Here is a 25,150-nt window from a genome sequence, read left to right as displayed (position 1 = left end):
GAGACGGGGGCCGGGATCTCGGTGTCGACCTTGTCGGTCGAGACCTCCAGCAGCGGCTCGTCCTCGGAGACCTCCTCGCCGACCTCCTTCAGCCAACGGGTGACGGTGCCCTCCGTGACGGACTCGCCGAGCGCCGGCAGGGTGACGACATCGTTCGGCATGCTCACGCCTCCACCCCGTAGCGCGTGGCGGCCTGCCGTACGGTCTCCTGCTTCACCTCTCCGCGCCGGGCGAGCGTGGCCAGTACGGCGACCACGATCGACGGGGCGTCCACGCCGAAGTGGCGGCGGACGTTCTCGCGGCTGTCCGAGAGGCCGTAGCCGTCGGTGCCGATGGACATCCAGTCCTGCTCCACCCAGGGGCTGATCTGGTCAGGGACCGCCCGCATCCAGTCACTGACCGCGATCACCGGCCCGGGGGCCCCGGCCAGCGCCCGTGTCATCGGGTCCGCCTGCCCCGCCACCCCGGCCCCGCCCCGCCCCTCTCCTCTCTGCGAAGGAGTACCCCAGTGACCGTGAACACCATCACGCAACAGAGCGCCGGAAGCCGTCTGTTCGTCCTCAACCGCACGATCCCCGGCCCGGAGGAACTGCGCGAGCTGCTGGAACTGGAGGAACGCCTGATCGTCTCCCGGGTCCGCGAGATCGAGACGGCCGCGCCCTCTCTGCCGGACCGGGCGGCGCTCGGCCGGCAGATGAAGGAGCTGCTCAAGGCCGAGGAGTCCGACCCGCCGGAGTTCGAGCGGGTCATGGCGCAGGACCTCGGCCGCGACCAGTTCAAGGAGGTCGTTGCACAGTTCGCGGTCGACGGCCTCACCGAGTCCGAGTCCTTCCTGCCCATAATCTGGCGACTCCCGAAGAAGGCCAAGATGGCCGTCTTCCGGGTCCTCGTCGACGAGTTCGGCTGCGGGAACCTCGACCAGGCGCACTTCAACATCTACCGCGACCTGATGACCGAGCTGGGGATGTCCCTGGAGGTCGAGGACTATCTGGACCGTACGAACGAGGAGACGTTCGCCTACGTCAACACGTTCTTCTGGGCCGCCGCACGCGCGCCGCGCCCCGAGTACTTCCTCGGCACGCTGTGCTACCTGGAGTCCAGCATCCTCTACGCCTTCCAGTGCTTCGCCACGGCGGCGCAGCGGCTCGGCCTCGAAGGCGCCCGCTACTACACCGAGCACCTGCACATCGACCACTTCCACGCCAGGGAACTCCAGGTGGCAATAAGGGAGTTCGACGCGGAGGCCGACCTGCAGCCCGCCAAGGTCTGGGCGGGGTTCAAGATGGCCAGTGAGGTCATCGGGGCGGCGACCGAGGCAGCGGTCTCCTCCGCGGTCAAGGTGGCCTGAGTGAGTGACATCAGCGTCGAGCAGATCGGCGAGGACACCCTCAGAGTGCGTGTGGGGGAGCGGGAGTTCGAGGTGGGGGCGCCAACTGCCCGCGCCGCCGGGGCTTCCTCGCCCACGGTTACGTGAACGCGGCCCGCCTGCGGATCACCTGCCCCCTGCACCACTCCAGCTTCTCCTGGAAACCGGCGAGGCCATCGCCGGCCCCACGGACCGCCGATTGTGCACGCGCGAGGTCAACCCGACCGCGGTGTAGTTCGGTTGGTCGGGTCTCCGAGCGGACCGAGCAGGCCGCGGCCGGGCGATGCTTACGGGTTGGCTCGGGACTCTTGGCGTACCTGGCCGCCGGATTCGGGGGGTTACGCAACCGGGTATGAGCGCGCGCCGCTGCCGACCGACGAGTTGGCCGGCAGCGGCGGGTCGCTCGGTGTGCCGTACCTACGATGAATGTGCGTCTCCCCGCGCGGGCGGATCCGCTCGCACACGTCAACTGCTCCCGTGTGCCAGGCGGTCACCGAGGTCGCTGCGCCGGTAGAGGACCTGACGCCCGTCGCGAGCGCGGGTGAGCAGACCGGCCGAGTGCAGGGTTCGGAGGTGCTGGGACACGGCGCTGGGCGTGATCCGCAGAAGACGGGCGATGTCGACGGTGGCGTGGGGCTCTTCGAGCAGCACGAGCAGTCTGGCCTTGGGCGCGCCGAGCAACGCCGCCAGCTCCGCCGTGTCGCTGTCCCGCGGCGCCGCCCACAGAGTGGCTGTGCCGCGGCTCGGATAGACGAGATGGGGTGGTTCCTGCGGCGTGTGGGGAGGCGCGGGCTGGTGGGCGAAGACGGAGGGCAGCAGCAGCAGACCCCGGCCGGCCACGCCCACCCGGTGTTCGCCGATCATCCGGTCGATGTGGAGCACACCCTCGTCCCAGCGCACATGGGGGTGAAGGTCGCTGAAGAGCAGATGGGCGCCGCCCAGGGCGAGCCGGCGTGCCCGGTAGGTCATGTCGGCCTGGAGCAGGAGGCTCATCTCCCGCCACGACGGGGCGAGGGCGGACAGCCAGTACTGCCGCAGGATTGCGCAGAGTTGGTCCCGCAACCGGACGACGGTCGCGTCGTCAGCCTCGGCAGCCGCACGCAGGACATCTGGCAGAGGGTCCGGCGCGAACGAGGCACGCAGGTCCTGGCGGACACGGCCCGGAGGCACGCGCCCCACCTCGGCCAGCTGTTCCTCGAAGTCAGGTGCGAAGGAATTCGGCCGGGGTGTCAGGAAGTCGGCGATGGTACGCCGACGGGCGACCGACGCGAGCAGCAGCTCAACGTCCAGCGAGCCGATCAGGCTCAACGTCCTGCGCCGCCATGGCAGATGGAGAGCGGACAGGCCCGGCTCCCGCAGCACTCGAAGACTCAGCAGGGTCTCGTGCAGGGGCGACATCGCGAACCGTGTCGCGGCGAGATCCTCAACACCGAGCTCGAAACTGATCATTAAGCGCCAGGCTACATTCATTGGCGCTGCCGAGGCAGTGGGCTGCACTGGCAGACATGTCACCCTCGACCACAACACCCTGCACCGAGAAGCTCGTTGGCCGCCGTACAGCTCGGCGTACGGGAACTGTCCGCACGCAGGCCCAAGCTGCGAGAGCCGTCCTCGGCAGGCCTGTCGCTCCCCGGTCTGTCGCTCCCCGGGCCGCTGCCCCCCGGTCTGTCGCTCCCCGGGCCGCTGCTCCCCGGCCCGCCGCCCCCCGGCCCGCCGCTCCCCGGCCCACCGCCCCCAGGGTCGGAGGCGGGAAATGACCCGCCGGATGACGCTGCTGCTGGCCCTGACCGGGGCGGTCGCCGTGGGCAACCTCTACTTCCCGCAGGCTGTCGTCCCCCTCCTGGCCGAAGGGCTCCACGTCACACCCGGAGCAGCCGCATCGGTGGTGACCGCCACCCAGGTCGGATACACCCTCGGCATGTTCCTGCTCGTACCTCTCGGTGACCGCTACCCGCGGCGTACGCTCCTGGTCGTCCTGCTCACGCTCACCGGGCTGAGCCTGCTGGCCGCCGCTGCCGCGCCCACCCTGACTCTCCTCGCCGTCGCCGCGGCCTGCAGCGGTCTCACCACCATCGCGGCTCCCGTGCTGGGACCGTTGGCCTCCGCGCTGACACCCGTAGACCGCCGGGGCGAGGTGCTGGGAACTCTGGCGAGCGGAACCATCGGCGGCATGCTCCTGGCGCGTACGTTCGGCGGATCGCTCGGCGAGATGCTGGGGTGGCGTGCCCCCTATCTGGCCGCGGCGGTTCTCACCCTCGCCCTCGCGGCATGCCTGGCCCGTACTCTGCCGGACACGGAACCGCCCGCTCCGCAGCGCTACAGCACGCTCCTGACCTCCACCCTGCGCCTGCTGCCGACCACGTCGGAACTGCGGCGTTCCTGCCTCTACCAGGCCACGGTCTTCGCCGGCTTCTCCGCGCTGTGGGCGGTCGTACCCCTGCTCCTGACCGGCCCCCGCTACCACCTCACGGCCCATGCCACCGGACTCCTCGCGCTGGTGGGCGCCGCCACCATGCTGTGCACACCCCTCGCAGGACGTCTGGTGGACCGCCGCGGCCCCGACACCGTGAACCTCCTGTGCCTGCTCACCGTCCTCCTCGCCGCCGCAGTCCTTCTCGCCGGCGGGTACGGGGGACTGCCCGGCCTCGGCGCGCTGACCCTGGGCACCCTGCTGCTCGACGTCGCCATGCAGGCCGGCATGGTCGCCAACACGCACCGCCTCTACACCCTGCACCCCGACTTCCACAGCCGGCTCATCACCGCCTACATGACCTGCGCCTACCTGGGAGGAAGCGCGGGCTCCTGGCTCGGGGTCCGCACCTTCGAGCACTACGGCTGGTGGAGCGTGTGCGTCGTCGTAGCTCTGCTCGCAGCCCTCGCGACGACACACCTCCGCACGAGACCACGCGCGCACACCCAGCCCTCGGGGGCCACGGCCTCCGACCCTGCCGCGCGATAGTTCCGGACGGGCGGGCCCGCTGCTTCGGTGCTCCTGTGCTCCTGTGCTCCTGTGCTCCTGTGCACTCAACACGCACCATCGTCAGACCGGGTGCCGCAGCCACGACTCAAGAGCCACGTAGTCGGTGTCAGCCAGGCCACGGCGGGGATCGACACAATGGAGCAGTGCCTGCCCCTGATGATGGGCAGCGACCCAGGCCCGATCGGTGTTCGTGATCTCGTCGTCAACCCAGGCGAACGGGCGCCCCGCAGCCCATTCGACGAGGGCACGGGTCTTCCAGTGCAGTCCGTTCCGTTCATCCTGTTCATCGATGTCGGACGGCTCCGGCCAGACCACCACCGCCAGCTGCGGCAGACCGATGCGGGGCGCGATGCACTCGTTCGCGTCCTCCATCCATGTCGTCGCCCAGACCACCTCGCACGGCAGCGCCGCCAGCCGGGGCCCGTGCTCGGGATCAATCCTGGTCAGGAGCGGATTCGCAGCGGCATCGGGCAGCTCAGCACCCGTCGCGTATACCGGATACGGCTGGGAATCCGCGCCGAACGGGATGAGTGGCCCATCGACATCGAGAAACAACAGGGCGCGCTGCACGGAACCGGTCACGGGAGGACGATAGCGGCGGATCCGTCAGTGACCGCCTCGTTGACCAAGCTCTGGCGCACGGGGTGCGTGTTCCGGGCAGCGAAGTCAGCTGCCGGCACGCATCCGCGTCACCCGGCCGCCTGCGCGTCCAGGGCCATGGCGTTCTCCAGCGAGACCCGGCGAGTGTTCTGCAGTGTCGCGATCTCCCATCGGCCGTTCTGCCAGACCATCGTGAACAGTTGCAGGAAGTAGCGGGTGGGCGGGGGTTCCTCTTCGCCGGCCATCACCATGCCGAAGCGGTGGTGGATCACAGCACATCCCGGCGCGACGTGCCGGGCGAACTCCACCTCGCTCCGCACGAGCCGGGAGCCCTTCAACACCGTGTCGAAGGCGGGCTGCTGGGATGCGATCACCGTGTCGCGCCCCTTGTGGACAGTGCCGTCGAAGTCGATGAGTTCGGCGTCCTGCGCGAAGTCCGCGGCGAAGGCGGCCGCGTCGCCCTGGTTCCAACCCTGGATCATCCGGGCGGGGACAGTACTCAGCGTGTCGAGCGAGAGATCCATTGTCAGGCCCCTTTGCGTTCTACGTCGTTCCGGCCACCATCCTTGCCGGGTCGGGCGAGGCGGTCATTGACGATCAGCGCACCGTCGTTGGACACGCGTGCTCCCGGGCTGTGCCCGAAGGTGGCCTTGAACAACCGGCTGAAGTGGGCCGGGTCCGCGAAACCCCAGGAGGCGGCCACCGCGGCGACCGTGGTGGTCCGCCGGGCCAGATCCACGTAGCAGCGTTCCAGCCGTCTCCGTCGGATCAGGGCGGCCACGGTCAGGGGCTGGTCCTGGAACAGCTTGTGCAACCGCCGCACCGATATGTGGTGCGCCGCAGCCACTTTGGCCGGAGTGAGATCCCGGTCGGACAGTCTCGCCTCGATGAAACCGACGACTCTCGTGCGCAGGATGTCGTCGTCGACGGGTCGGACGTCGCCCAGGCGGGACGCCAGAGTCACCGCGATCAGTTCGATGACCGCAGCCGCCGACCGGTCCGCCTCGTGGGCACGGAACCCGTTCAGGGACCGCGTCATGTCCCGTACGAGCGAGGACACCAGGGCTCCGGGGCCCTGGTCGCCCCGGATCCGTACGCCGACCAGCCGGGCCGCGTCGTCCGCCCCGAGCCGCAGCAGATGTCGCGGCATCAGCATCGTCACGTGGGTGGTCGCGGAACTGGCGAACCGCACCGGCCGGGCCGGGTCGATGAGGACCAGGTCCGTGGGTCCCAGTACGGCGGTGCTGCCTCCCTGCTCGGCGCGGACGTGCCCACGTGAAACCACCTCGACCTGCCACAGCTCACTGTCCTGAGCCCGAGCCGCGCGCGCCTCGCGGAAGCACTCGCCCTCCGGGGTGACCAGCTCAACCAGGCGCAGGGGGCCCAGATCACGGCTGACCACGCCGGCGCGGAAGTCCTCGCCCGTGTGCCGGCCGCCGCGCAGCGGCGGCAGATCGCTGGCATCGAGCGCCTCCAGGAAGCCTTCGGCGCTTCTCGTCCCGGAACCGGTCTGCGCGGCGCCGCTCAGTCGCGGCTCATCACCGTCCATCAGGGCAGTGTTTCACCATCACCGGCGCCGTGTCCGCTCAGGGCGGGAGAGCAGGTTCGTGCTCTGGAGGGAGGTTAAGGCCGGTTGAGGCTGTCACGCGCACATCATGTTTGACAGCAGTCGGGCGTGACGACGTCACGGCGCGAGGGCTCGCAGCCGGCTCTCTATTGTCCGGGCGGTTTGCAGATCGGGGGCAAGGACGGCGTACTCGACGGTTCCCGAGTTGCGGGAGTCGTCGGCGGTGATCACTACGCCCTGTCCGGCGGCGGTGGTGAACGCCAGGGACTGGTCCTCCAGCGTTTTCAGCAGTTGCGGCACATCGGGGGCGGGCAGGTCGTTGTGGGTTGCCAGCACGTGGTCGGCCTGCCAGTTCGGCCCCAGCAGTGTGCCGGCGAGGTGGTGCAGGTGTGTGCAGCCGCCGAGTCGGGCGTTGACTTCGTTGAACCAGACCTGTCCGTCGGGGGCGACGATCGCGTCGATGTTGACGAGCCCGCGATAGCCGAAGGCACGGATTCCTGCGGCCAGCCGAAGGGCGTACTCGATCAGGGTGTCCTGCACGCCGGCAGGGAAATTGCCGGGTGCGGGCATGATGAAGCCGTTCCACGTCGGTTCCATCAGCATCTCGCCGATGTTCAGCAACTCCGGCGCGTCGGTGGCGAGTTCGGGGCAGAGTACTTCCAGACAGAGGGAACGGCAGTGCGGGTGGTAGGTCTCGGCGACGACCTGGCCGTAGGGAGCGTGGGTGGCTGCCAGCCCGGTGCGGTCGATGATGGCTTCCCGGTCGGCCTCGCCGGTCAGCGCGTGGACGCGACCGGCGCCGAGTGCGGGGATGCGCGGATCTGCCAGGCAGAGCAGGTTGCCCGTGCCGCCGGAGTTCCTGTCGGCCTTGACGATCACCGCTCCCGTGGGGGCGGCCAGCCGCTCAAGGACACGTCCCAGATCACCGCGGGTGGCACAGACCGCACCGTCAGGTACGGGGATGCCGAGGCCGGCGGCCAGGGCGCGGAAGACGGCCTTGCTGTTGAAGAGTTCGGCCCCGCCGGCCGTGTCGAACGCAGAGACCGCATCCGGGGGCAGGCCGATCGCCCGGGCAAGGGCTGCGGTGCCGCGGTCCGCGATGTAGGCCCGCAGTTCCCAGTCGCCGGGCGCGTCCACCAGCGCCTGCAACCGGTCGAGCAGTCCGGCGCGGTGCAGGACATCCTGGCTGAGAACCCGCACAGTGTCGTCCTCGGGAGTCAGCAGGTCCACCCGTGCAGGATCGAAACCCATCAGGGCTCCTACGTGCGCGACGAACGCCGGATCGACCGGCTGCGGCAGCACCAGCGCGTCACCGTCCCTCAGCAACCACACCATCCGCGCCCCGACGACCGGAGTCCCCTCCCGCTCCTTGGGATCGAGCTCGTCAAGACGGTCGACCATGTACTCGCTGTTGCAGTTGGCCACCCACAACCTGCGCACGTCACCCTCATCCGCCGACGCCGGGACAGACCAATCCTGTCCAGGGCTGCGGAGGTTGAACCGTCACGATGAGGGGGCCTGCGGCGACCGGGCCACTTGGGCGGCGGCCGGACTCCGGTCAACCACTCAACGATTTTGGTCGCCCTCCTTGTGGCCCGCCTTGCGACCGTCGCCAGTGCCGGTGGTGAGTAGAGCGTGTTCAGCAGCTCGGCGATCAGCGTTACGGCCAGAGCGATCGTGGAGCCGCAGCCGTCCCCGTGGGGTGTTGCCGCCACCGCGAACAGTCCGTGCGGGGAACGTCCGCCGGTCCGTGCGGGGAACGTCCGCCGGTCCGCGCGGGGAACGTCCGCCGGTCCGTGCGGGGAACAGTCCGCGCGGGGAACGTCCGCCAGTCCGTGCGGGGAACGTCCGCGCGGGAGCGACACCATCGGTCGAAAAGGGATTGGCCCGGTCGTCCGGCCGGTGTGTACCGTAGTGAGTGGTCCTGTTGTCTCCGATCGAGGTGGACTTTGCGCGTCTGAGGTATGCACCCGATGTTGCCGGCACGGTGTTTCGCCCGTGCCGCCCTGCCGCGGTCGGCCATGCCGACGGTGGCGGTCGTGCATGCCTCTGCGCCTACTCCCGGCCCCTCTGAGGGCCGGTTGAGGCCCACCTGGTTTCGACGCCGTTGACTCCGCGTCGTTCGCATTCGTCCCCTTGGATGCGCCGCACTTCCGCCTGTCGTCGTGATGCCGAGCGCGCTCCCTCGCACATTCGTCACTCCACGTGACTAGATCCTTCCGGTAGGCGACCTCATGACCGCAACCCTGACCACCAAGAACCTCGCCGCGGGCCACGGCGACCTTCTCCTGTTCACCGGCCTTGACCTGGTCGTGCCGCCCGGGGAGGTGGTCGGCCTCGTCGGGGCCAACGGGGCGGGCAAGTCCACCTTGCTCCGCCTCCTCGCCGGACTCGGCAAGCCCGGGGAAGGACAGATCCACCTCGCCCCGGCCGGCGCGAGCGTCGGGTACCTGCCGCAGGAACCCGACCGGCGTCCGGGTGAGAGCGTCCACGCCTTCCTCGCCCGCCGCACCGGCGTCACGGCAGCCCAGCACGCCCTGGACACCGCCTCCCAGGCCCTGGCCGACGGCGAACCCGGGGCCGACGAGGCGTACGACACGAGCCTGGAGCGCTGGCTGGCTCTGGGAGGCGCTGACCTGGAAGAGCGCGCCGAGCAGGTCACCACCACGCTCGGCCTGGGCACCGGGCTGGAGCAGGCCATGACCTCGCTGTCGGGCGGGCAGGCCGCCCGTGCGCAGCTGGCCTCGCTGTTGCTGTCCCGCTTCGACGTCTTCCTCCTGGACGAGCCCACCAACGACCTCGACCTGGCCGGTCTGGAACAGCTGGAGGGCTTCGTGCGCGGGCTGCGCGCGGGCGCGGTCGTGGTCAGCCACGACCGCGAGTTCCTCGCCCGTACCGTCACTCAGGTCCTCGAACTCGACCGGGCCCAGCAGCAGGTCCGCCACTACGGCGGCGGTTACGCCGCCTACCTGGAGGAAGCCGAGCGTGCCCGCCACCAGGCCCGCGCCCAGTACGAGGAATACGCGGACCGCAAGGCCGCCCTGCAGGACCGGGCCAACATCCAGCGCTCCTGGGCGGAGAAAGGAGTACGCACCGCACAGCGCCGCAGCCGCGACAACAACAAGTTCGCCCGCGCCGGCCGGATGGAGAACAGCGAGAACCTCGCCGCCAAGGCCAAACAGGCCGAGCGCCTCATCGAGCGCCTGGAAGAAGTGGACGAGCCCCGCAAGGAATGGCAGCTGCGCATGCGGATCGCCGCAGCGCCCCGTTCCGGTACGGTCGTCGCCACACTGGGCGAGGCCACCGTCCGACGCGGCGAGTTCACCCTGGGTCCCGTCACGCTGCAGATCGACTGGGCCGACCGTGTCGCCATCACCGGCGCGAACGGCACAGGCAAGTCGACACTGCTGGCCGCCCTCCTCGGCCGCGTCCCACTCGACGCCGGGCGCCAGGCGCTCGGCTCGGGCGTGGTGACCGGCGAGATCGACCAGGCCAGAGCGTTGTTCCACGGAGCCGAATCCCTCCTGGACGCTTTCAGGGCCGCCGTCCCCCGCACGGAGCCCGCAGAGATCCGCACCCTGCTCGCCAAGTTCGGCCTCGGCCCCGACCACGTGCTGCGCCGGGCGAGCACCCTGTCCCCAGGAGAGCGGACCCGGGCCGCGCTCGCCCTCCTCCAGGGCCGCGGGGTGAACCTCCTCGTCCTGGACGAACCCACCAACCACCTCGACCTGCCGGCCATCGAGCAACTCGAATCCGCCCTGGACTCCTACACCGGCACCCTGCTCCTGATCTCCCACGACCGCCGGTTGCTGGAGACCGTACGGATCACCCGACGGCTGGAGCTGCACGACGGCACGGTCACCGAAACCCCCGTATGAAGCCCGAGTGCGCCGCCCGAGTGCGCCGCCCGAGTGCGCCGCCCGAGTGCGCCGCCCGGGTATGCCGCGCGGGTGTGCCGCGCGGGTGTGCCGCCCAATCCCGCACCTGCACACGGGTACCGGGTGAGGAGTGCGGCGGTAGTGCTGGTGACGGTCACCGCATCACCGCATCGGGGGCCGTGCCGCTCCGAGGATCCTGACCTACGGTGAGTGCATGGTCTCCAGCAGGCAACAGAGGTACCGGCCCCTGGTGGGGCGTGTCGCCGTCGTGACCGGGGCTGCGCGCGGTGTGGGCGAGGCCACGGCCAGAAGACTGGCGGAACGCGGCGCCACCGTGGCGCTGCTGGGACACAACGCGCGAGCCCTCGAAGCCGTCGCGCGGTCACTGCCCGGCGGGGCCTGCTGGTGGGAGGTGGACGTCACCGACGACGCCGGGATGGACCGTACGGCCGCCCTGGTACGTGCGCGTCTCGGCGCGCCGGCCGTGGTGGTCGCCAACGCCGGGATCGCCGAGGGAGGCCCGTTCGGCGAGTCCGACCCGGTGAGCTGGCGGCGGGTGATCGAGGTGAACCTGGTCGGCAGCTCGATCACCGCCCGCGCGTTCTTGCCCGACCTGATCGCCACGCGCGGCTACTACCTGCAGATCGCGTCACTGGCCGCCATGGGCTCCTCACCGATGATGAGCGCCTACTGCGCGTCCAAGGCCGGGGTCGAGTCCTTCGCCCACACCTTGCAGGCGGAACTCGCACACCGGGGTGTCGGGGTGGGCATCGCGTATCTGAACTGGACCGACACCGACATGATCCGCGACGCCGATCAGCACACGGTCCTGCGCGAACTGCGTGCGCACATGCCGCTGCCCGCCCGCAAGGTCTACCCGGTGGCGAGCGTCGCCGCCCGTCTGGTCCACGCCGTCGAGAGGCGCTCTCCGGCGGTCTACGCCCCTGCCTGGCTCCGCACGGTCCAGCCCTTCCGGGCCCTCCTGCCACCGATGGTCACCCGCCTGTCCCGGGCCGAGCTGCCCCGTATCGAAGCGCATCACACGTTCGACGCGACGGGTCTCCTCGGCGTTGGCGGCCGCGACGACGTCACGTTGCGAACGGAGTCATGACCCCGGGTACGAGGCTTGTCCCACTGCGCGGGGGAGAAGGAATCGGTGCCACCGGCGCCTGCCGCGAGGGTGCCGGGGCCCCTCACCTTCAGGGCCCCGGTGCACCGAGGCGACACGCCCGCCCCACCCCCCCATGGCGAGGCTATAGTGATGCTATGGCTTCCACGACGATTCAAGTGTCCCGTGAGGTGCGCGACCATCTGGCCGCGCTCGCGAAGGAGCGTGACCTGAGTCTGGGGCAGCTGGTGGAGGCGCTGGCCGCGGAGCAGCCGACCGCCGCGCAGCGGGCGGAGCGGCTGGCCGCCGACCGTGAGGTCGCCCGTCGGCTGACCGGGATCGACCTCAGTGACGAGGAGTTCGACCAGGCCCCCGACATCCTCGCCAACATTCACAAGATCGCCGCCGAGAAGGCCCGCGCCGCCCGGGGCACCGCCGCGTGATCATTCTCGACACCGGCGCCGTGAAAGCGCTGGCCGCGGGCCACGAGGCCCTCAGCCTCCTCGCCGCGAACATGGCCCGCACCCCCGGCGAGCAGCTCCGTATCCCCGCCCTGTGCCTCATGCAGGCAGAGGCCGACGAGGAGCGGGCACACCAGCAGGTCCTGGCCTACTCCTCGGTCGCCGTCGACCCTCTCGAAACCATGGCAGCCAGCACGGTTGGCACCATGATGCGCGACGGCTACGGCGGCCCGGACACCTGCCACGCCCTGTACTGCGCCCTGCCCCGGGCCGAGTTCACCGGCATGTCGATCCTGCTCACCGAGCACGAATCCGCGTATCCGCCCGGCGTGGTCACCGTGGACATCAACTCACCGGGCATGCTCGGCTTCCACTGACCTTCTCACTGTGCGCAGGTCACTGCACCGCGCCCTCGGGGATGCAGACGTACCCGTGTCCCCAGATGTTCGGCTCGACCCGGCCGGGCGGCAGGCAGCTGAGCCATGCCTCGCGGTAGTCCGGGTCGTCCTCGATGAGCTGCCGTTCCTGCGGGGACGCGTGCAGGAAACGTGCGTAGGACTCGTTCGAGAAGATGAACGTTTCGGGATCCGGAACGTGTGCCGGGGCGGAGACGGCCGTCCCGAGGACTCCTCCCGCTGCCAGCAGCAGGACGGCAAGTGAGTTACGGGTACGGGACATGGAGCCTCCGGGGAGAGAGCCGACGAACAGAACGCTTCCTCTAACCGATCCGGCCTCGGTTGGTCACGCGAACCGTGTCCGGGTGCGAACCGTGTCCGGGCGCGGCGCGGTGGGGCACATGTGTCGGTACGGCTCGTGAACGGATCCGGCGGCCCCTCGACGAGCCGGCCTCCAATGAGGCGGACCGAGCCTCCCTCAGCTCCCCGAGGACGAACACCCCGCCCGCCGGGGTGGCTTGGACGAAGACCGGTAAGGTAGCGATCTTCGGGCAGCCCGGCTCCCGGAGTACCAGAGGCGACTGCCGATGAATCTCCGTCCCGTACGCGACCTGTCCGATGTCGCGGGCCACCATGTGTGGCGGCTTCCGGCCGCTGATGCTGTGCGTGGACTCCGGGCCCTGTGGTGGAGCGTCGGGCCCGCCGGGGAGCTGGCGGTGATGCTGGTCCACCGGCGTTACCTGACGCGCAGCCGCTGTCCCGGGGGTTGGGTCGGGTGGAGACCGGAAGTCCCGTTCACGGGTGAGCTCGTCACCACCACGGGGCAGGAAGAACGGCGCCTCCTCGTGAAGAACATCCGGATGTGGCCCACCCACTTGGCCCTGCTCCCGGAGTCCCGGTTCGTGCTGGTGAACGGCCGCACGCGGCGGATGCAGGCCGAGGAGTCGTGGCGGCCCAACGCGGTCGTGTTCTCCTCCTCGGGAACCCCTGAAGCGGAGTTCTGCGTCGGCGACGACATCCCCGTCCTGGTCACGGACGCCCACGGGAGCATTTGGACGGCCTACGGGGACGAAGGCATCTACGGCGGCCACCCCGAGTCGGGAGACGGCCTCGCGGGCTGGAACACCCAGGGCCGAGCTGTCTGGGCTCCCGAGGGCCGACTGCCGGGCCATCTGTTGGAAGGGTGCACCGCCTCGACCGAGAACGATCAGGTGTGGCTCGTCTGGTACGGCGCTGTCAGCCCGTCCGGCACCTACCTGACGCGGATCACTCCGACCACGGGAGAGGTGTCCAGCTTTGTCAGTCCGGTAGCGCTACCCGACGGATTCGCGGTGCGCGGCAACCGGGCCATTTTCACCCGCCGGGACCACTGCAAGCGCACGATCGAGCTCATACGCGCAGTGTTCGACGACGCCGCGTGGACGGTCACCAGCCGCTGCCGGCTGCGGGTGCCGGGCCGGATTGTCCTGCGCTGCGGGCAGGGACGCGACGGCTTTCTCTGGCTCCGGACAGGCAACACCTGGGTGCGTATCGCGGCATGAGTGCCCCGCAATGATCAGCCGGCCGACTGCGTCCATGGCGGCCGGGATACATCAGCACGCTGACGTCCGTGCCTGGTCAGGGCGTGTGTGGTGCCTTGCCTGTGTCCCCCGTGTTCGGGGCGGCTGGGGTGCTCCGGGTGCAGTCGCGTGCGGGCCGGCCCACGCTGGATGCATGAGTGTGATCACCGTGCACCGGCTGGTGGACGACGCCCGCCGCGTCACTGTCCAGCACGCCGGCGGCGCGGCCGACCTGGGTCGCGTCTACAACGACGCCGACCTGGCCGAGGCGCTGCGCCGGGCAGGTATGGAGAAGGCCGAGGACGTGCTCGCTGATCCGGAAGCGGTCCGCTGGGAGGGCGAGGGCCCGCATGTGTGGGGCTCGGGCCAGCCACGGCCACCAGGCAATCCGACCTGAGGACTGACCAGTCACCCTGCTCCGGTGTCCCGCCCGGAAGCAACGGCACGATCCGCGCCCATCCTCGACAAGCGTGCTCTGCGAGTCATCGAGGAATGGCTGGCCGAACGTGACCGCAGATGGCCCCGAATGACCGTAACCACCCCTCGCCACGCACTGCACGGCGAGCCCCCGCCGGCGAGCATCACCAACTTCTCGGCGTCTCCCGACCGCATGAAGTGATCAAGCCCGCCGTCTCACCTGAGTCCTGCCCGCTCAACCACGTCGAGCACAGCCCTGGTGACGACCTCTGGCTGACTCTGGTGAATGTAGTGCCCGGCCTCGGGCACCTCTGAATGTTCGCCCCGTTCGGCCGTCGACGCGATCTGCGCCTGCAGCTCGGTCCACCGAGCCCGCATGTCTTTCGGCAGTCCCTCGGTCGCGCTCAGAACCATGACTGGTACGTCCGGCAGCTGTGAAGAAGCGCGCAACCGCCGGAGTGTGCGGATCTGGTTACGGACCATTCTGTTCTCGGCCATTGCCGTGCGTATCTGATGTTTGTGCGCGTAGCAGGCCAGTTCTGCGTCGACAAGAAGTTCCTGGACACGCTGGTCGCGGGTCGCCACCTGAGCCGCCCTCGACGCGCCCTTACGTATGAAGCGCTCAGCGAGTCCCAACGTCTTCTGCACGGCAAAGACGCGAGCGAAAGCCTCGTCCGCAAGGCGCCCAACCAAGGGTTGGAACTCCTCGTGGGCCGGGTCCACCAACACGAGCCCCGATATCAACTCGGGAACAGCCCACGCCACCCGCTGAGCAAGCAGACCTCCCCAACTGCTACCAACCAGCACGCAAGGGCCGGGCACGGCATCTGTCAGCAGCGCAATCAGGTCTTCCACCGAGGTCTCGGCGGTGAACGGAATCGCAGGGTCGCTCATGCCAAGCCCGGCACGGTCATAGGCGATGACCCGTACGTGTTTGGCCAGTCCAGGCAGGACCGGTGCCCACGTCAAACCCGGAGTGCCACTCGCCGCGTCCAGGATCACGGTGGTACTTCCCACACCTGCCTCAATCCACCGCAAGGTACGTCCACCCCTGTCCAACTCGCCACGCGTGGCCCCCGCCGGTATGAGCTCCCCAAGTGCCTTCACCACTACGTCGCCCACAACTCCCCCTATGCGCCTTGTGATTGGTGATCAGGAAGTTACCGCAGGTGTGCCAGCTTCAGATGATGAACGGGTCTCGCAGGCCGTCCGTTGGTCTTGGGGGGAAAGGGGCCGTTTCTGACAGTGAGGCCTGCCGTGCCGCGACAGACCGTTTCTGACAGTGAGGCCCCGCCGTGCCGCGACCCCATAGCCGCCGTTAATCGCTGTGCATCTGCGCCCCGCCGTGTCGTATGGTGGTTCGGTCCCTGTGCCGAGGTTTCGGTGGCAGTGGCCGGACTTTCTGTTCCTTCTGGGTCGATCTTGAGGTGACGTCTTATCAACCAGGCCATGTAGTCGTCCGTGTTCCCCACGTGCTGTGTTGTCGCACGTGTCCGGGGGCGGACGTCGCGCTGGTCTGAGTTGCGTCACCCATCCCCGCAGTTTCCGCTTTCCCCGGGTGCAGCTCTGCCGTCTGCCCCGGGCCCCGGTGTTTTTCCGGCCTGGTGCGGCTGTCGGCAGGGCTCCCCGGTTCCTTTGGATCAGGAGTCTCCCGTCGTGTCTTCCTCCGCGCTCGGCAACGAGCCGCAGCACACCACCCAAACCCCGGCCGAACCAGCACCGCTCCGCCCGAAAATGGCCCTGGCGGCCTGGATCGCACTCCTGGTGCTGCTGACCGCTGAGCTGATGAACATGCTCGACCAGTCGGTCGTCCTGACCGCCCTGCCCGCCATCCAGGAGTCGACCGGCGCCGGCCCGGTCACCGTGCAGTGGCTGACCACCGCCTATTCCCTGCCCGTCGCGGTAGGGCTGATCACCGGCGGACGGCTCGGTGACATCTACGGCAGGCGCCGGATCCTGCTCGTCGGGACCGTTGTGTTCACGGTCGCCTCGCTGCTGTGCGGTCTGGCCGCCGGCCCTGGCGTGCTGATCGGCGCCCGCCTGCTGCAAGGCGTCGGTGTGGCCGTGATGATCCCGCAGGTTCTGGCAACCATGCACGTCACGTTCGAGGGCCAGAACCGCAGCAGGGCGTTCGGCCTGTACGGCGCCGTCCTGGCCATCGCCAACGTCCTGGGGCCGGTCCTGGGCGGTGTCCTCACCGAGGCCGACCTGTTCGGGCTGTCCTGGCGGCCGATCTTTCTGGTCAACGTGCCCGTCGGGCTGGCGGTACTCCTCCTCGGACGCAAATTCATCCCGGAATCGGCCGTTCGCAAGGCCGACCGGCTCGACGTGGTCGGCATGCTGCTGTCCGGCCTGGCCATCGTCCTGATCCTCTTCCCGCTCACCGAGGGCCACGCCCGTGGATGGCCGCTGTGGTGCTTCGCCATGCTCGCCGCCGGCGTCCTCGCCCTCGGGGTCTTCCTGCGCCAGCAGAAGCGCAAGCAGGGCAACGCCCCGCTGGTGACCCTGCGCCTCTTCCGGATCAGGCAGTTCTCCGGGGGCATGGCCGCGGACCTGCTGCACGGTCTGCTGTGCGGCTTGTTCTTCATGACCTGGACGCTGTACCTGCAGCGCGGACTGGGTATGAGCCCGCTCTACGCGGCCCTGGCCTTCGTGCTGCTCTCCGTCGGAGAGCTGGGCGGCGCGACGGTCGCGGCGAAGACCGCCGGACGATTCGCCCGCCGTCTGCCGCAGGCCGGAGCCCTCGTCGCGACCGCCGCGATGGTCGGCTACGGCCTCCAGATCGGTAGCCGCCAGGCTGACCTGACCCTGCTGGCGATGACCGCTCCTGTGGTGCTGATCGGCTTCGGCCTGGGGATGGTCTCCGGCCCGCTCGCCGATCTGTCGCTGGCCAGGGTCCCGCACGAGGACGCCGGCTCGGCCTCGGGCCTGTTCAACACCGCTATCCACCTGGGCATCGCGCTGGGCACCGCGCTGACCGCCGTCGTGTTCTTCGCCATCACCGGCGGCGCTCCCGACGGCGCGGTCAACCGCGACGCGTTCGTCACCGTACTGTGGTGGGTCGGCTGCCTCCTGGCCCTGATGTGGGTGCTGATGTTCTGCCTGCCCAAGCACACGAACAGCCAGGACGACTGAGCCGCTCCCGGGTCCCGGCCACGAAGCCGGTCGGGGCCTGGGCCGCCCTCAGCCCTGCCGGCGCTTCGTCCCGCGCGCCCTGAACGAGCAGCGCACGGCGTCACACGGCGTCACGTGGCGTCACGCGGCGTCACGCGGCGTCACGCCGATCGGAACCGAGCCGCTGCCCGAAGTCATGCCACCTTCCCGCGGTAGACGCCGCCTGCGGTAGGCGGCGCCCGCACTATCCTGCGCCCGCGCTGCACGGCATCCGACTACCCAGGCGCCGGCACCAGTTACCCACCTCCAGTCAGCAACCGACGTCGATGACCTCAGCGACAAAAGCGGCGCCGCGGCTGTTCTGGTGGACGTGGTCGGTCGTGAGGACGAGGCCTCGCCGCCGCGAGATCGTATCGAGGCTGCGGCGCAGCACTCCGCGCTGGAGAAGGAGGCCGACGACCGCTGCGGGTGTCACCTCCCGGTACGAGATCGGGGTCGGGTCCACGCGGCGCAGTTCCTCGATCTGACGTTCGTGGAGCGGAAGGCAGGCCACCGCGTTGGTGGCGGCGACGTCGGTGATCATCCGGCTGTACACGTTCTGCACAACGTTCACGCGCGACTCCTGCGCGAACGACCTCGGAGAGGAGCGGCCAGTCATGAGTCTTCGACAGATGGAGTACTTCCTCACGGTCGTCGAGGAGGAGTCCTTCACCCGCGCCGCCGAACTGCTGCACGTCACCCAGCCCGCCCTGTCGCACCAGATCAAGGCGCTGGAGAAGTCGGTGGGCGGGGCTCTCCTGGAGCGCAGAGCGCGCGGCGTCGGCCTCACCGTGATGGGCCGCGCCTACCTCCCGCACGCCGAACGCGCCGTACGCAGCGCCGTACAGGCCCGGCGGGCGGCCCGCGCCGCGGCCGGCGCAGAGGGTGGTGAACTGCATGTCGCCGCCCTGCACTCGGTCGCCGTCGGCATTCTCCCCGACGTCTTCGCCCAATGGCGCCGCGAACCCCGGTGTGACCCTGCACCTCCACGAGTACGCCACCACCGACGCTCTGGAGGACCACGTCGAACGCGGCGTCGCGGACCTGGCGGTGGGCCCTGAGCCCGAGCGCTGGCCAGGGCCCGTCGTCCACTTCGGGCGGGAGGACATCGTGATCGTCGTCCCCTTCGACGACCCCTCGCGGGCCGCACCACGGTCCGACTGGAGGAACTGTCGGAGCACCTGTGGGTGCGGTGCGCGATGGAAGCGGTGGTCGAGGGGCAGGCCTTCCTCGACTGGGCGTGCGGCCGGGCCGGTTTCGTACCGCGCACGGCGGTACGTACCGAGCACACCTCCACCGCCGTACGGATGGCCGCCGCCGGCGTCGGCGTGGCAACCTCACCGGCCCATGTCGTGCGCGGCGCGGGCGGCGAGGGCTGCGCGGTGCTGTCGGTCGAACCGCCGTGGCAACGCGCCCTCACGGTGTACTCGCGGGTCGAACTGAGCGGCGCGGCGGCCCGGTTCGCGGAATTGCTGCGGCGGTTCTCGCCGTACGGAGCCGGTAATGGAGCCGGAGCCGGCACCGGAGCCGGTTCTGCAACTGGGACCGGTACTGGAACCGGAACCGGAAGCGGATCCAGAGCCGGAGCCATGGCCGCAGCCGAGGACGAGTGCGGCCGTGGCTCCGGCGATCCCTGTTGCCCCGCCCCTCCGCCGCCCCCGCCGCAGGTGTGCGCTCTCATCGGCAGTCCCGCCGGTCGGTCCGGCAAGGACACCGTCCCGCCGAACCCTCGCGCGGCCGCCGGCTAATCCGTCCTCTTGCGCGCCAGGGCAGCTCCGGCACGGCACCCGGTCCGCCGCCCGCCTGCGCCACCCGCTACTGGGCCGCTCGGTCCCTGCGCCGAACACCCCTGGCTCGGGCAGGCTTGCTGTCCGGCGGCAACGCGATTGCCCACAGCAGTAGTTGCCACACGGTGCCGCAGAACGGCCGGCACCTGGCCGCACCTCGTGCCGGCACTCGCGGCAGACACGTAGACACCCGCCGTCCCGCGCGACCTGCCACCTCTGACCCGGCCGGGATCTGCCAGGCTCGCACTCGTCGCTGGAACCGTGGGTGGGGTCACGGGCATGTTCTCTGAAGGGTGTTGATGATGAAACACGTGGGTTATGGCCTCCTGGCCGCAGGTTGCCTGGCAATTGTTGTCTGCATGAGCGTGGCATTGTCCGATGACCCTGCAGCGCCACGGCGGAGGAAGAGCCTTCGGGGAGTTCTGATTGCCGCACCTGTGGTGGTCACCGGCGTGATCGTGCTTCTGCTTGCGTGAGTCAGGTCAGCAGCCCGCGCGATATGTCGGTACCCGCATGCCCGGGTGCGCCGTAGACGGCCGCTGTCCACGGCTCCCCATCGATCATCTCCGCGCGTACTCCCCAGCGAAGTCGGCCTGGAGCCAACTGGAGGACTTCGGCGAGGCGTGGCCGGACGCCATGCCCGGCGGTAGTGTCCGCACGCCGGGTGAGAAGCCCCCGTACCCACTGGGGCGTGTTCTCTTCGCGGCCACGCTCGGCCCGAACAAGGAGCTGTTCGCGTACGGGGCGCTGCCCGCCGCCGGTTCGGGCGGGACCAGGACCACTGCCGTGCGGGTTCCGGCCGGGCCAGGGGCCGACGGCATCCGACGGACTGCCGAACTCGTCCTCGGTTGGACCGCGCCCACGGTCGGCGCGATCGCCTACCGGTGGACCGACGGCTCCGAGACCCGCCCCGGGCTGCACAGGCTGCCAGGCTCGGACCGTCTGTGGTTCCTGACGCAGGGCCCGCCCGGCGCGAAATCCAAGGGCTACGACGTATACGACCTTGCCGACCGTAGGACGGCGGGCCGCCGCTGATCGAGCTCTGAACCCCTGCAGCCCCTGCTCCACGCGGATTGCGCAACGCAGGTGTCTGCGGTGGCGAACGAGTCCTGCAGCCGAGGCCCCCCTTTTGGCTTGCGCGACGTATGGCCTCGTCCTCGGACAACCCGCCAGGTGTTGAAGGTCGCTCAACTACGTCGGAGGAGCGCTTGCGCCTGGCGCGGCGCGGAGTCGTGAAATCGTTGAAGCAGTTCGCGGGCCGGGGGACTGTCCGGGGCGAAGCTGTGGATCGTATTCAGCGCGCCGGGCACCCGAGGCCCCCACAGGCGAGCGCCGTGGCAGCGGAAGCAGAACGCGATCTGGAAGAGCAGGTCGGAGTCGCTGTGAGCACGGATGCCCCAACTCGGGATGAAGCAGCGGTACAGCTCACTGTCCGGTAGGGAGCCGATCAACCTCAGAGTGTCGCTGACCTGAGCCGCCTCCCAGATCGCCACGTCGTCACCCGTCAGGTCCTCAGAGTTGAGGTGTCTCATGGGGTCCGTGATGCGGACGACTTCGATCAGTTCGGTCTGCTCTTGGGCGGGCGGAAGCATCATGTGCACAGACTCCCTGAACAGACCTTCGGCACCAAAGGTGCGGGGATTCGGCTCTGGCCCGCGGCGTGTGCTCTCGGGTGCGGACGCCGCATGGAGCCCACGGGGGCAAGCCTTCGATTCTCTTGCGGCTGCGCGGGCACCAGCTGAACCTGCCGCCTTTCCACGGGTGCTGACGTCGACGTCTCGGCGCACGAAGCTGGGAGGCGTCCCCCGCTTTCTCGGGCCTCTTTCGAGCCCTCTTTCGAGCCCTCCTCCGAGCCCTCCTTCGAGCCACCCCTCGATGCGACCTCGCAGACGGCAAGCGTGCTCGCCCCTCGCGATGGCGGACGATGCACCACACATGGCTTGCCCGCAACCAGTGCCCACCGGTCAGTTCGCCGTCGGCCCGAACCGGCGTTTGTACGCCGACGGTGTGATGCCGATTTCGCGGCGCATCAGCGTACGCAGATTGGTTGCGGTGCCAAGCCCGCTGCGCCGCGCGACCAACTCGAGCCGGGACTCACCCCGCTCGATCAACCGGCAAGCCAGAGCCAGCCGTTCCCCCGTCAGCCACGCCAGCGGAGTCGTGCCCAGTTGTGCCTGGAAGCGGCGGTGCAGCGTCGCCGGACTGACCGCCGCGCGTGCCGCTAGACCCGCCACGGTGAACGGTGAGTCCAGCCGTTCCTGGACCCAGGCCAGGACAGGTGCCAAGGACTCGTCCGGCAGGTCGGGCATGGGACGCTCCACGAACTGCCGTTGTCCACCGTCCCGGTGCGCCGCGAAGACCAGTCGGCGACTCACGGCGTTGGCGACCTCCGCGCCGTAGTCGCGTCGGACCACGTGCAGCCCAAGGTCGAGCGCGGCCGCACTGCCCGCCGCGGTGAGGATGTCCCCGTCATCCACGTACAGCACGTCTGCTTCGAGCTGGACCGAGGGGAAGCGGGCTCGGAAGGAGTCCGCCCACTGCCAGTGCGCCGTGGCCCGGCGCCCGTCGAGGACTCCGGCCTCGGCCAGTGTGAACGCACCACTGCAGAAGCCGATCAGGCGCGCACCCCGGGCGTGTGCCCGGCGGACAGCATCGAGCACGGCGGGGCGGCGCGGCACCTCGATGTCTGGGCGGTTGGGGACGATCAAGGTGTCCGCCGTGTCGGCCGCTTCCAGGCCGGCGACCCCCGAGAGCGCGAAGAATCCGTCTCGCATCAGGGTGCGCGGCTCAGGGGAACAGAGCCTGAAATCATAGAGGTCACGGCCGATTTCCGGTCTGCGCAGACCGAAGACCTCCGTCGCGCAGCCGAGCTCGAAGGGGTTCGAGTTCTCGTCCACGATCACGACAACCCGGTGTGTGCCCGCGATGGGATCAGCGTGCGAGGATTCTTTCGTCATGTGCGATTCCTAGCACTCACCACGGCCATACGAAACGGCCCAGGATGTGCCCATGAGCAGCGAACCCATCCCCCTGAGCAGGGCACTGGCCTCCTTCGACGCGTTGTGGAGCCCCCGCATCGTCACGCGTGTCAACGACTACGACGTCCGCATCGCCAAGGTCCAGGGCGAACACATCTGGCACGTGCACGACGACACCGACGAGTTTTTCCTGGTACTCGACGGGGAGCTGCGCATCTCGTTGCGGGAGCCCGACGGGGAGCGCACGGTCCTGCTCCCGCAGGGGGCGGCCTTCACCGTTCCCCGAGGCACAGAGCACAAGCCGTACGCTCCGTCCGGCGCCGCGATCCTCATGTTCGAACCCACTGGGACACCGACCGTGGGTGATCGCCACGACGAGGTCCCGGAGCACGTCGACGCAACATCCGGACATGCGCTCGGCATCTGACCTGACGGACTACTTCGGACACGCCACTGCCCTTGGCGCGGCTGCTCACCTCGGACCCTGCCGGGGGCGGTGCCGGGCGGTCGCCACGGACGGGAGTGATCGGCGGGTGGGTCGACGACGTGCGCGCGAGCGGAGCGGGACCAGCGCCGGTCGCTGACCGGCGTAGCCGGGATCTATCCGATCGCTCGGGCCGAACGGGGTTGCGCGGGCAGGCTCGCTCGGGTCGAGCGGGGTTGCCCGCGCAGGGCAGGCAGTCGTGCGCAGTCGTCCGCTCCGGCCAGGCTCGCCTCCAAGGTCAGCAGCGAGAGGAGCCGCACCGGTCGGCCCGCCGCGGCCGCGGCCTCCAGTTTGTGGTGGCCGTCGAGGAGGAAGTGGGTCAGGCCCCAGTGCGCGGCTGGGTCATCGGCCAGACCGAGGGCGGACTGACACACGTCCAGCGTGGAGATCGCCACCGCCGTGGGAACCGTTCCCTGCTCCATGAGCGCGACATACTCATCGACCCGCGCGCTCTCGTTCCACGTCGGGGGAACCATGGGCACGACGAACTCGTAGAGGTGTGCGTCCGTGTCGACCACGGTCTCGTAGGTCCGGTAGTAGGGGGTGTGCGGGTACTCCGGAAGGCCCCAGAACTGATCGACCCCCCATGCCGTGACCTGTTCACCGCTGAAGTAGTCGCCTTCCTTGCCCGGGATGACCAGCCGGGGTTCCACGTCCAGGAGCAGCGGAAGGTACTCGCCCTCCGGCAGCAACGCGCCGAACGCGTCGATCACGCCCTGGTCGTCCGGATCGTCGAGCGTTCCGGTGAGCCGTTCCTGCATGCTCTCCAGGGACAGCTTTTCCTGCGCGGTCTCCAGCCGCCGGAACAGCAGCGGGCACGTTCCGCAGTAGAAGCTGAGCTCGAAGGCAGGCTCGTCGTCGACCAGCAGCAAGCGCCGTCGCGGCCCGCCACCAATCTCGTGCCGTTCCGTCCCGAAGTGCAACCGCGCCCTGGAGGAAGGGACGCCGATACGGAGAAGGTTGCCCGTTTTGATCATCACGGATCGACCGTACGGGAACGGGACAGCGTGGACCGGGCCCCGTCGAGATCTGAGCGTTCACACGTGCTTCCTTACTGCTAGGTCGTGTGCACTGTTGGCGTCCCAGCGCCACCTGGACCTCGCAATCGGCCGCGGTCAATTCCGCGAGGGGGCGGGGAGTGGTCAACGAGCAAGCTGTCGATGGCTGATGGCTGATGGCTGATGGCTGATGGCTGATGGCTGATGGCTGGTGCCTGGTGCCTGGTGCCTGGTGGCGGGTGGCCGGTGGCTGGTGGCCGGTGGTCGCCTACGAGCCGCCCTCGTGTTCGGTCCATTCGATCTCGTACCCCTCGTGGCGTACGCATCCGCCGTCTGCGCGGATGACCGGCTCGCCGGAGTACCAGTCGGGGCGCATCGACAGGTCGACGCCGTGGTCGTCCGTCGCCCGCACCCCCGGCAGGCCGGCGCCCGGCTCGCCCTGCGCGGGGGCGGGGACGTCGTGCACCGTCAGCCCCTTGGCGGACCAGTCCTCACGGAGCACCCGGACAGCGGCCACGTACGCGGCGCGGTCCGCGAAGACGGGCGTCCAGGTGAGTGTGGGCTGGTCGCGGGTGACGTCCCCCGAGTCCATCCCGAAATCGTCCACGCAGGATGAGCTGGCCATCTCCTTGGTGTCGACCACGGAGTCCGGGTCGAGGCCCAGCTGTCGCACGGTGTTCTCGCCCGCCTCCTGCGTGTGGTCCATATGTGCACGGAACTCCAGTTCCGACAGCACCTGGAAGCCCGCAAGCGAGGCGAAGGCCTTGGCGGCCGCGGCGAGGAGGAACACCGTCATCACCCCACACACGATCAGCGCCAAGAGACCGCGTCGGCGGCGCCGTACCGATTCAGGGGAGGGGGTGGAGATCGTCGTCATGCGCACATCTCAGCAGCGGCAGCAGCCGCGCGACAGCGCGTGGGTACTCAGCCTGGTCTGAGTACACGGGGTGCTCCTTGCCGGCTGTGGCAGACGGCGCGTCCCCACCCCCTACGAGGACATCTACAGCTGCGCTGCCGCTTCGGCACCTTCGTCCGCGGGCTCTGCCAGGCAGCCGACAGTGGCCGCGGGTACGGTGTCGGACAATGCGGTCCAGGTCTGCGCGCCCCCACCTCTCCGTCCGGCGGGCGCACGCCTCGCACGCACGAGCGAGGTCGAGGGAGAAGGTCCCGCAGGCCCGCTTGCGGAGTTGCTGCGCACGCCGTCCGGGCGCGCCTGGGACCGTGTCCACGCCGGGGCGCCGGGCCCCGCCCAGGAGTGGTGTACGTACTGAACAACGACAGTGAAGCGGGGGGGGGGGGGGGGCCCCCCCCCCCCCCCCCCCCCCCCCCGCCCCCCCCCCCCCCCCCCCCCCCCCCCCCCCCCCCCCCCCCCCCGGCCCCCCGGGGGGGCCCGCGCCCCCCCCCGCACGCCGCCCCCGC

The 25,150-nt window shown here is 69.6% G+C and carries 23 protein-coding genes and 4 pseudogenes; 13 read left to right on the top strand and 14 right to left on the bottom strand.

Annotated features, from left to right (window positions below):
- A pseudogene (locus ACIQM4_RS28900) lies at positions 1-146 on the bottom strand (biotin/lipoyl-containing protein); the annotation flags it as partial.
- Positions 147-163: 17 nt separating this feature from the next.
- A pseudogene (locus ACIQM4_RS28895) lies at positions 164-442 on the bottom strand (transketolase-like TK C-terminal-containing protein); the annotation flags it as partial.
- Positions 443-508: 66 nt separating this feature from the next.
- On the opposite strand from ACIQM4_RS28895, the gene ACIQM4_RS28890 reads away from it, so the two are divergent.
- A complete protein-coding gene (locus tag ACIQM4_RS28890; protein ID WP_401597469.1) occupies positions 509-1,348 on the top strand; it encodes an iron-containing redox enzyme family protein in 840 nt (279 codons plus the stop codon).
- Positions 1,349-1,474 carry a hypothetical protein gene (locus ACIQM4_RS28885; protein WP_401597466.1) on the top strand — a complete coding sequence of 42 codons (126 nt, stop codon included), beginning with the start codon at positions 1,349-1,351 and terminating at the stop codon, positions 1,472-1,474.
- Between the two features lie 357 nt (positions 1,475-1,831).
- On the opposite strand, the gene ACIQM4_RS28880 is transcribed toward ACIQM4_RS28885, so the two are convergent.
- The gene (locus tag ACIQM4_RS28880) at positions 1,832-2,815 is read right to left on the bottom strand and encodes an ArsR/SmtB family transcription factor (RefSeq protein ID WP_401597464.1); all 984 of its coding nucleotides are present in this window, start codon (positions 2,813-2,815) and stop codon (positions 1,832-1,834) included.
- Between the two features lie 304 nt (positions 2,816-3,119).
- On the opposite strand from ACIQM4_RS28880, the gene ACIQM4_RS28875 reads away from it, so the two are divergent.
- Positions 3,120-4,325 carry an MFS transporter gene (locus tag ACIQM4_RS28875; RefSeq protein WP_401597462.1) on the top strand — a complete coding sequence of 402 codons (1,206 nt, stop codon included), beginning with the start codon at positions 3,120-3,122 and terminating at the stop codon, positions 4,323-4,325.
- An 81-nt stretch (positions 4,326-4,406) separates the two neighbouring features.
- On the opposite strand, the gene ACIQM4_RS28870 is transcribed toward ACIQM4_RS28875, so the two are convergent.
- The 4 genes from ACIQM4_RS28870 to ACIQM4_RS28855 all read right to left on the bottom strand — a co-directional run bounded on the left by ACIQM4_RS28870 (position 4,407) and on the right by ACIQM4_RS28855 (position 7,953).
- A complete protein-coding gene (locus ACIQM4_RS28870) occupies positions 4,407-4,928 on the bottom strand; it encodes an HAD domain-containing protein (protein WP_401597459.1) in 522 nt (173 codons plus the stop codon).
- Positions 4,929-5,035: 107 nt separating this feature from the next.
- Positions 5,036-5,470: an SgcJ/EcaC family oxidoreductase gene (locus tag ACIQM4_RS28865; protein WP_401597456.1), complete on the bottom strand. Its 435-nt coding sequence runs from the start codon at positions 5,468-5,470 to the stop codon at positions 5,036-5,038.
- Between the two features lie 2 nt (positions 5,471-5,472).
- Positions 5,473-6,495, bottom strand: coding sequence for a helix-turn-helix domain-containing protein (locus ACIQM4_RS28860; protein WP_401597453.1), 1,023 nt, complete (start codon positions 6,493-6,495; stop codon positions 5,473-5,475).
- A gap of 135 nt (positions 6,496-6,630) precedes the next feature.
- On the bottom strand, positions 6,631-7,953 hold the full coding sequence (locus ACIQM4_RS28855; protein WP_401597450.1) for a peptide ligase PGM1-related protein: 1,323 nt from the start codon (positions 7,951-7,953) through the stop codon (positions 6,631-6,633).
- Between the two features lie 794 nt (positions 7,954-8,747).
- Between ACIQM4_RS28855 and ACIQM4_RS28850 the strand changes: the two genes are divergently transcribed.
- The 4 genes from ACIQM4_RS28850 (at position 8,748) to ACIQM4_RS28835 (ending at position 12,337) form a co-directional block, all read left to right on the top strand.
- Positions 8,748-10,391 carry an ABC-F family ATP-binding cassette domain-containing protein gene (locus tag ACIQM4_RS28850; RefSeq protein WP_401597447.1) on the top strand — a complete coding sequence of 548 codons (1,644 nt, stop codon included), beginning with the start codon at positions 8,748-8,750 and terminating at the stop codon, positions 10,389-10,391.
- Between the two features lie 214 nt (positions 10,392-10,605).
- Complete coding sequence (locus ACIQM4_RS28845; protein ID WP_401597444.1) at positions 10,606-11,502, top strand: SDR family oxidoreductase; 897 nt, start codon at positions 10,606-10,608, stop codon at positions 11,500-11,502.
- Positions 11,503-11,657: 155 nt separating this feature from the next.
- Entirely contained in the window at positions 11,658-11,942 is a 285-nt protein-coding gene (locus ACIQM4_RS28840) for a hypothetical protein (RefSeq protein WP_401597441.1), read from the top strand.
- Positions 11,939-12,337, top strand: coding sequence for a hypothetical protein (locus ACIQM4_RS28835; RefSeq protein WP_401597439.1), 399 nt, complete (start codon positions 11,939-11,941; stop codon positions 12,335-12,337). The genes ACIQM4_RS28840 and ACIQM4_RS28835 overlap by 4 nt, the downstream gene beginning before the upstream one ends.
- 19 nt (positions 12,338-12,356) lie before the next feature.
- On the opposite strand, the gene ACIQM4_RS28830 is transcribed toward ACIQM4_RS28835, so the two are convergent.
- Positions 12,357-12,638 (bottom strand): hypothetical protein, encoded by a 282-nt coding sequence (locus tag ACIQM4_RS28830; RefSeq protein WP_401597436.1) that lies wholly within the window; start codon positions 12,636-12,638, stop codon positions 12,357-12,359.
- Between the two features lie 304 nt (positions 12,639-12,942).
- On the opposite strand from ACIQM4_RS28830, the gene ACIQM4_RS28825 reads away from it, so the two are divergent.
- A complete protein-coding gene (locus ACIQM4_RS28825) occupies positions 12,943-13,896 on the top strand; it encodes a hypothetical protein (RefSeq protein ID WP_401597434.1) in 954 nt (317 codons plus the stop codon).
- Positions 13,897-14,068: 172 nt separating this feature from the next.
- Positions 14,069-14,311: a hypothetical protein gene (locus ACIQM4_RS28820; RefSeq protein ID WP_401597432.1), complete on the top strand. Its 243-nt coding sequence runs from the start codon at positions 14,069-14,071 to the stop codon at positions 14,309-14,311.
- A gap of 236 nt (positions 14,312-14,547) precedes the next feature.
- On the opposite strand, the gene ACIQM4_RS28815 is transcribed toward ACIQM4_RS28820, so the two are convergent.
- Entirely contained in the window at positions 14,548-15,333 is a 786-nt protein-coding gene (locus ACIQM4_RS28815; protein WP_401597430.1) for an alpha/beta fold hydrolase, read from the bottom strand.
- 654 nt (positions 15,334-15,987) lie between these two features.
- Here ACIQM4_RS28815 and ACIQM4_RS28810 point away from each other — a divergent pair.
- Positions 15,988-17,466, top strand: coding sequence for an MFS transporter (locus tag ACIQM4_RS28810; protein ID WP_401597428.1), 1,479 nt, complete (start codon positions 15,988-15,990; stop codon positions 17,464-17,466).
- Positions 17,467-17,741: 275 nt separating this feature from the next.
- Here the strand turns inward: ACIQM4_RS28810 and ACIQM4_RS28805 are convergent.
- Positions 17,742-18,040, bottom strand: a pseudogene (locus ACIQM4_RS28805) (SGNH/GDSL hydrolase family protein); the annotation flags it as partial.
- 61 nt (positions 18,041-18,101) lie between these two features.
- Between ACIQM4_RS28805 and ACIQM4_RS28800 the strand changes: the two are divergent.
- Together ACIQM4_RS28800 and ACIQM4_RS28795 are read left to right on the top strand one after the other, a co-directional pair.
- Positions 18,102-18,974: pseudogene (locus tag ACIQM4_RS28800) on the top strand (LysR family transcriptional regulator); the annotation flags it as partial.
- A 933-nt stretch (positions 18,975-19,907) separates the two neighbouring features.
- On the top strand, positions 19,908-20,306 hold the full coding sequence (locus ACIQM4_RS28795; protein ID WP_401597425.1) for a hypothetical protein: 399 nt from the start codon (positions 19,908-19,910) through the stop codon (positions 20,304-20,306).
- 152 nt (positions 20,307-20,458) lie between these two features.
- Here the strand turns inward: ACIQM4_RS28795 and ACIQM4_RS28790 are convergent, their stop codons facing one another.
- Complete coding sequence (locus ACIQM4_RS28790) at positions 20,459-20,866, bottom strand: hypothetical protein (protein WP_401597422.1); 408 nt, start codon at positions 20,864-20,866, stop codon at positions 20,459-20,461.
- A 369-nt stretch (positions 20,867-21,235) separates the two neighbouring features.
- Positions 21,236-22,228: a helix-turn-helix domain-containing protein gene (locus ACIQM4_RS28785; RefSeq protein WP_401597420.1), complete on the bottom strand. Its 993-nt coding sequence runs from the start codon at positions 22,226-22,228 to the stop codon at positions 21,236-21,238.
- Between the two features lie 52 nt (positions 22,229-22,280).
- Between ACIQM4_RS28785 and ACIQM4_RS28780 the strand changes: the two genes are divergently transcribed.
- Positions 22,281-22,676, top strand: a complete 396-nt coding sequence (locus ACIQM4_RS28780; protein WP_401597418.1) for a cupin domain-containing protein — start codon at positions 22,281-22,283, stop codon at positions 22,674-22,676.
- 173 nt (positions 22,677-22,849) lie between these two features.
- On the opposite strand, the gene ACIQM4_RS28775 is transcribed toward ACIQM4_RS28780, so the two are convergent.
- Complete coding sequence (locus ACIQM4_RS28775; RefSeq protein ID WP_401597497.1) at positions 22,850-23,710, bottom strand: hypothetical protein; 861 nt, start codon at positions 23,708-23,710, stop codon at positions 22,850-22,852.
- 289 nt (positions 23,711-23,999) lie between these two features.
- Positions 24,000-24,608, bottom strand: coding sequence for a hypothetical protein (locus tag ACIQM4_RS28770; RefSeq protein ID WP_401597415.1), 609 nt, complete (start codon positions 24,606-24,608; stop codon positions 24,000-24,002).
- Positions 24,609-25,150 lie beyond the last annotated feature (542 nt).

The organism is Streptomyces sp. NPDC091272 (assembly GCF_044757485.1).
In the GTDB taxonomy this organism is placed as follows: domain Bacteria; phylum Actinomycetota; class Actinomycetes; order Streptomycetales; family Streptomycetaceae; genus Streptomyces.
This window is presented reverse-complemented; position numbering and strand designations above follow the sequence as displayed.

Coding starts and splice junctions, on each gene's coding strand:
- ACIQM4_RS28880 (WP_401597464.1), bottom strand. CDS start 2,815: ATGATCAGTTTCGAGCTCGGTGTTGAGGATCTCGCCGCGACACGGTTC.
- ACIQM4_RS28875 (WP_401597462.1), top strand. CDS start 3,120: ATGACCCGCCGGATGACGCTGCTGCTGGCCCTGACCGGGGCGGTCGCC.
- ACIQM4_RS28865 (WP_401597456.1), bottom strand. CDS start 5,470: ATGGATCTCTCGCTCGACACGCTGAGTACTGTCCCCGCCCGGATGATC.
- ACIQM4_RS28860 (WP_401597453.1), bottom strand. CDS start 6,495: ATGGACGGTGATGAGCCGCGACTGAGCGGCGCCGCGCAGACCGGTTCC.
- ACIQM4_RS28850 (WP_401597447.1), top strand. CDS start 8,748: ATGACCGCAACCCTGACCACCAAGAACCTCGCCGCGGGCCACGGCGAC.
- ACIQM4_RS28845 (WP_401597444.1), top strand. CDS start 10,606: ATGGTCTCCAGCAGGCAACAGAGGTACCGGCCCCTGGTGGGGCGTGTC.
- ACIQM4_RS28840 (WP_401597441.1), top strand. CDS start 11,658: ATGGCTTCCACGACGATTCAAGTGTCCCGTGAGGTGCGCGACCATCTG.
- ACIQM4_RS28830 (WP_401597436.1), bottom strand. CDS start 12,638: ATGTCCCGTACCCGTAACTCACTTGCCGTCCTGCTGCTGGCAGCGGGA.
- ACIQM4_RS28825 (WP_401597434.1), top strand. CDS start 12,943: ATGAATCTCCGTCCCGTACGCGACCTGTCCGATGTCGCGGGCCACCAT.
- ACIQM4_RS28820 (WP_401597432.1), top strand. CDS start 14,069: ATGAGTGTGATCACCGTGCACCGGCTGGTGGACGACGCCCGCCGCGTC.
- ACIQM4_RS28795 (WP_401597425.1), top strand. CDS start 19,908: ATGCCCGGCGGTAGTGTCCGCACGCCGGGTGAGAAGCCCCCGTACCCA.
- ACIQM4_RS28790 (WP_401597422.1), bottom strand. CDS start 20,866: ATGATGCTTCCGCCCGCCCAAGAGCAGACCGAACTGATCGAAGTCGTC.
- ACIQM4_RS28785 (WP_401597420.1), bottom strand. CDS start 22,228: ATGACGAAAGAATCCTCGCACGCTGATCCCATCGCGGGCACACACCGG.
- ACIQM4_RS28780 (WP_401597418.1), top strand. CDS start 22,281: ATGAGCAGCGAACCCATCCCCCTGAGCAGGGCACTGGCCTCCTTCGAC.
- ACIQM4_RS28775 (WP_401597497.1), bottom strand. CDS start 23,710: ATGATCAAAACGGGCAACCTTCTCCGTATCGGCGTCCCTTCCTCCAGG.
- ACIQM4_RS28770 (WP_401597415.1), bottom strand. CDS start 24,608: ATGACGACGATCTCCACCCCCTCCCCTGAATCGGTACGGCGCCGCCGA.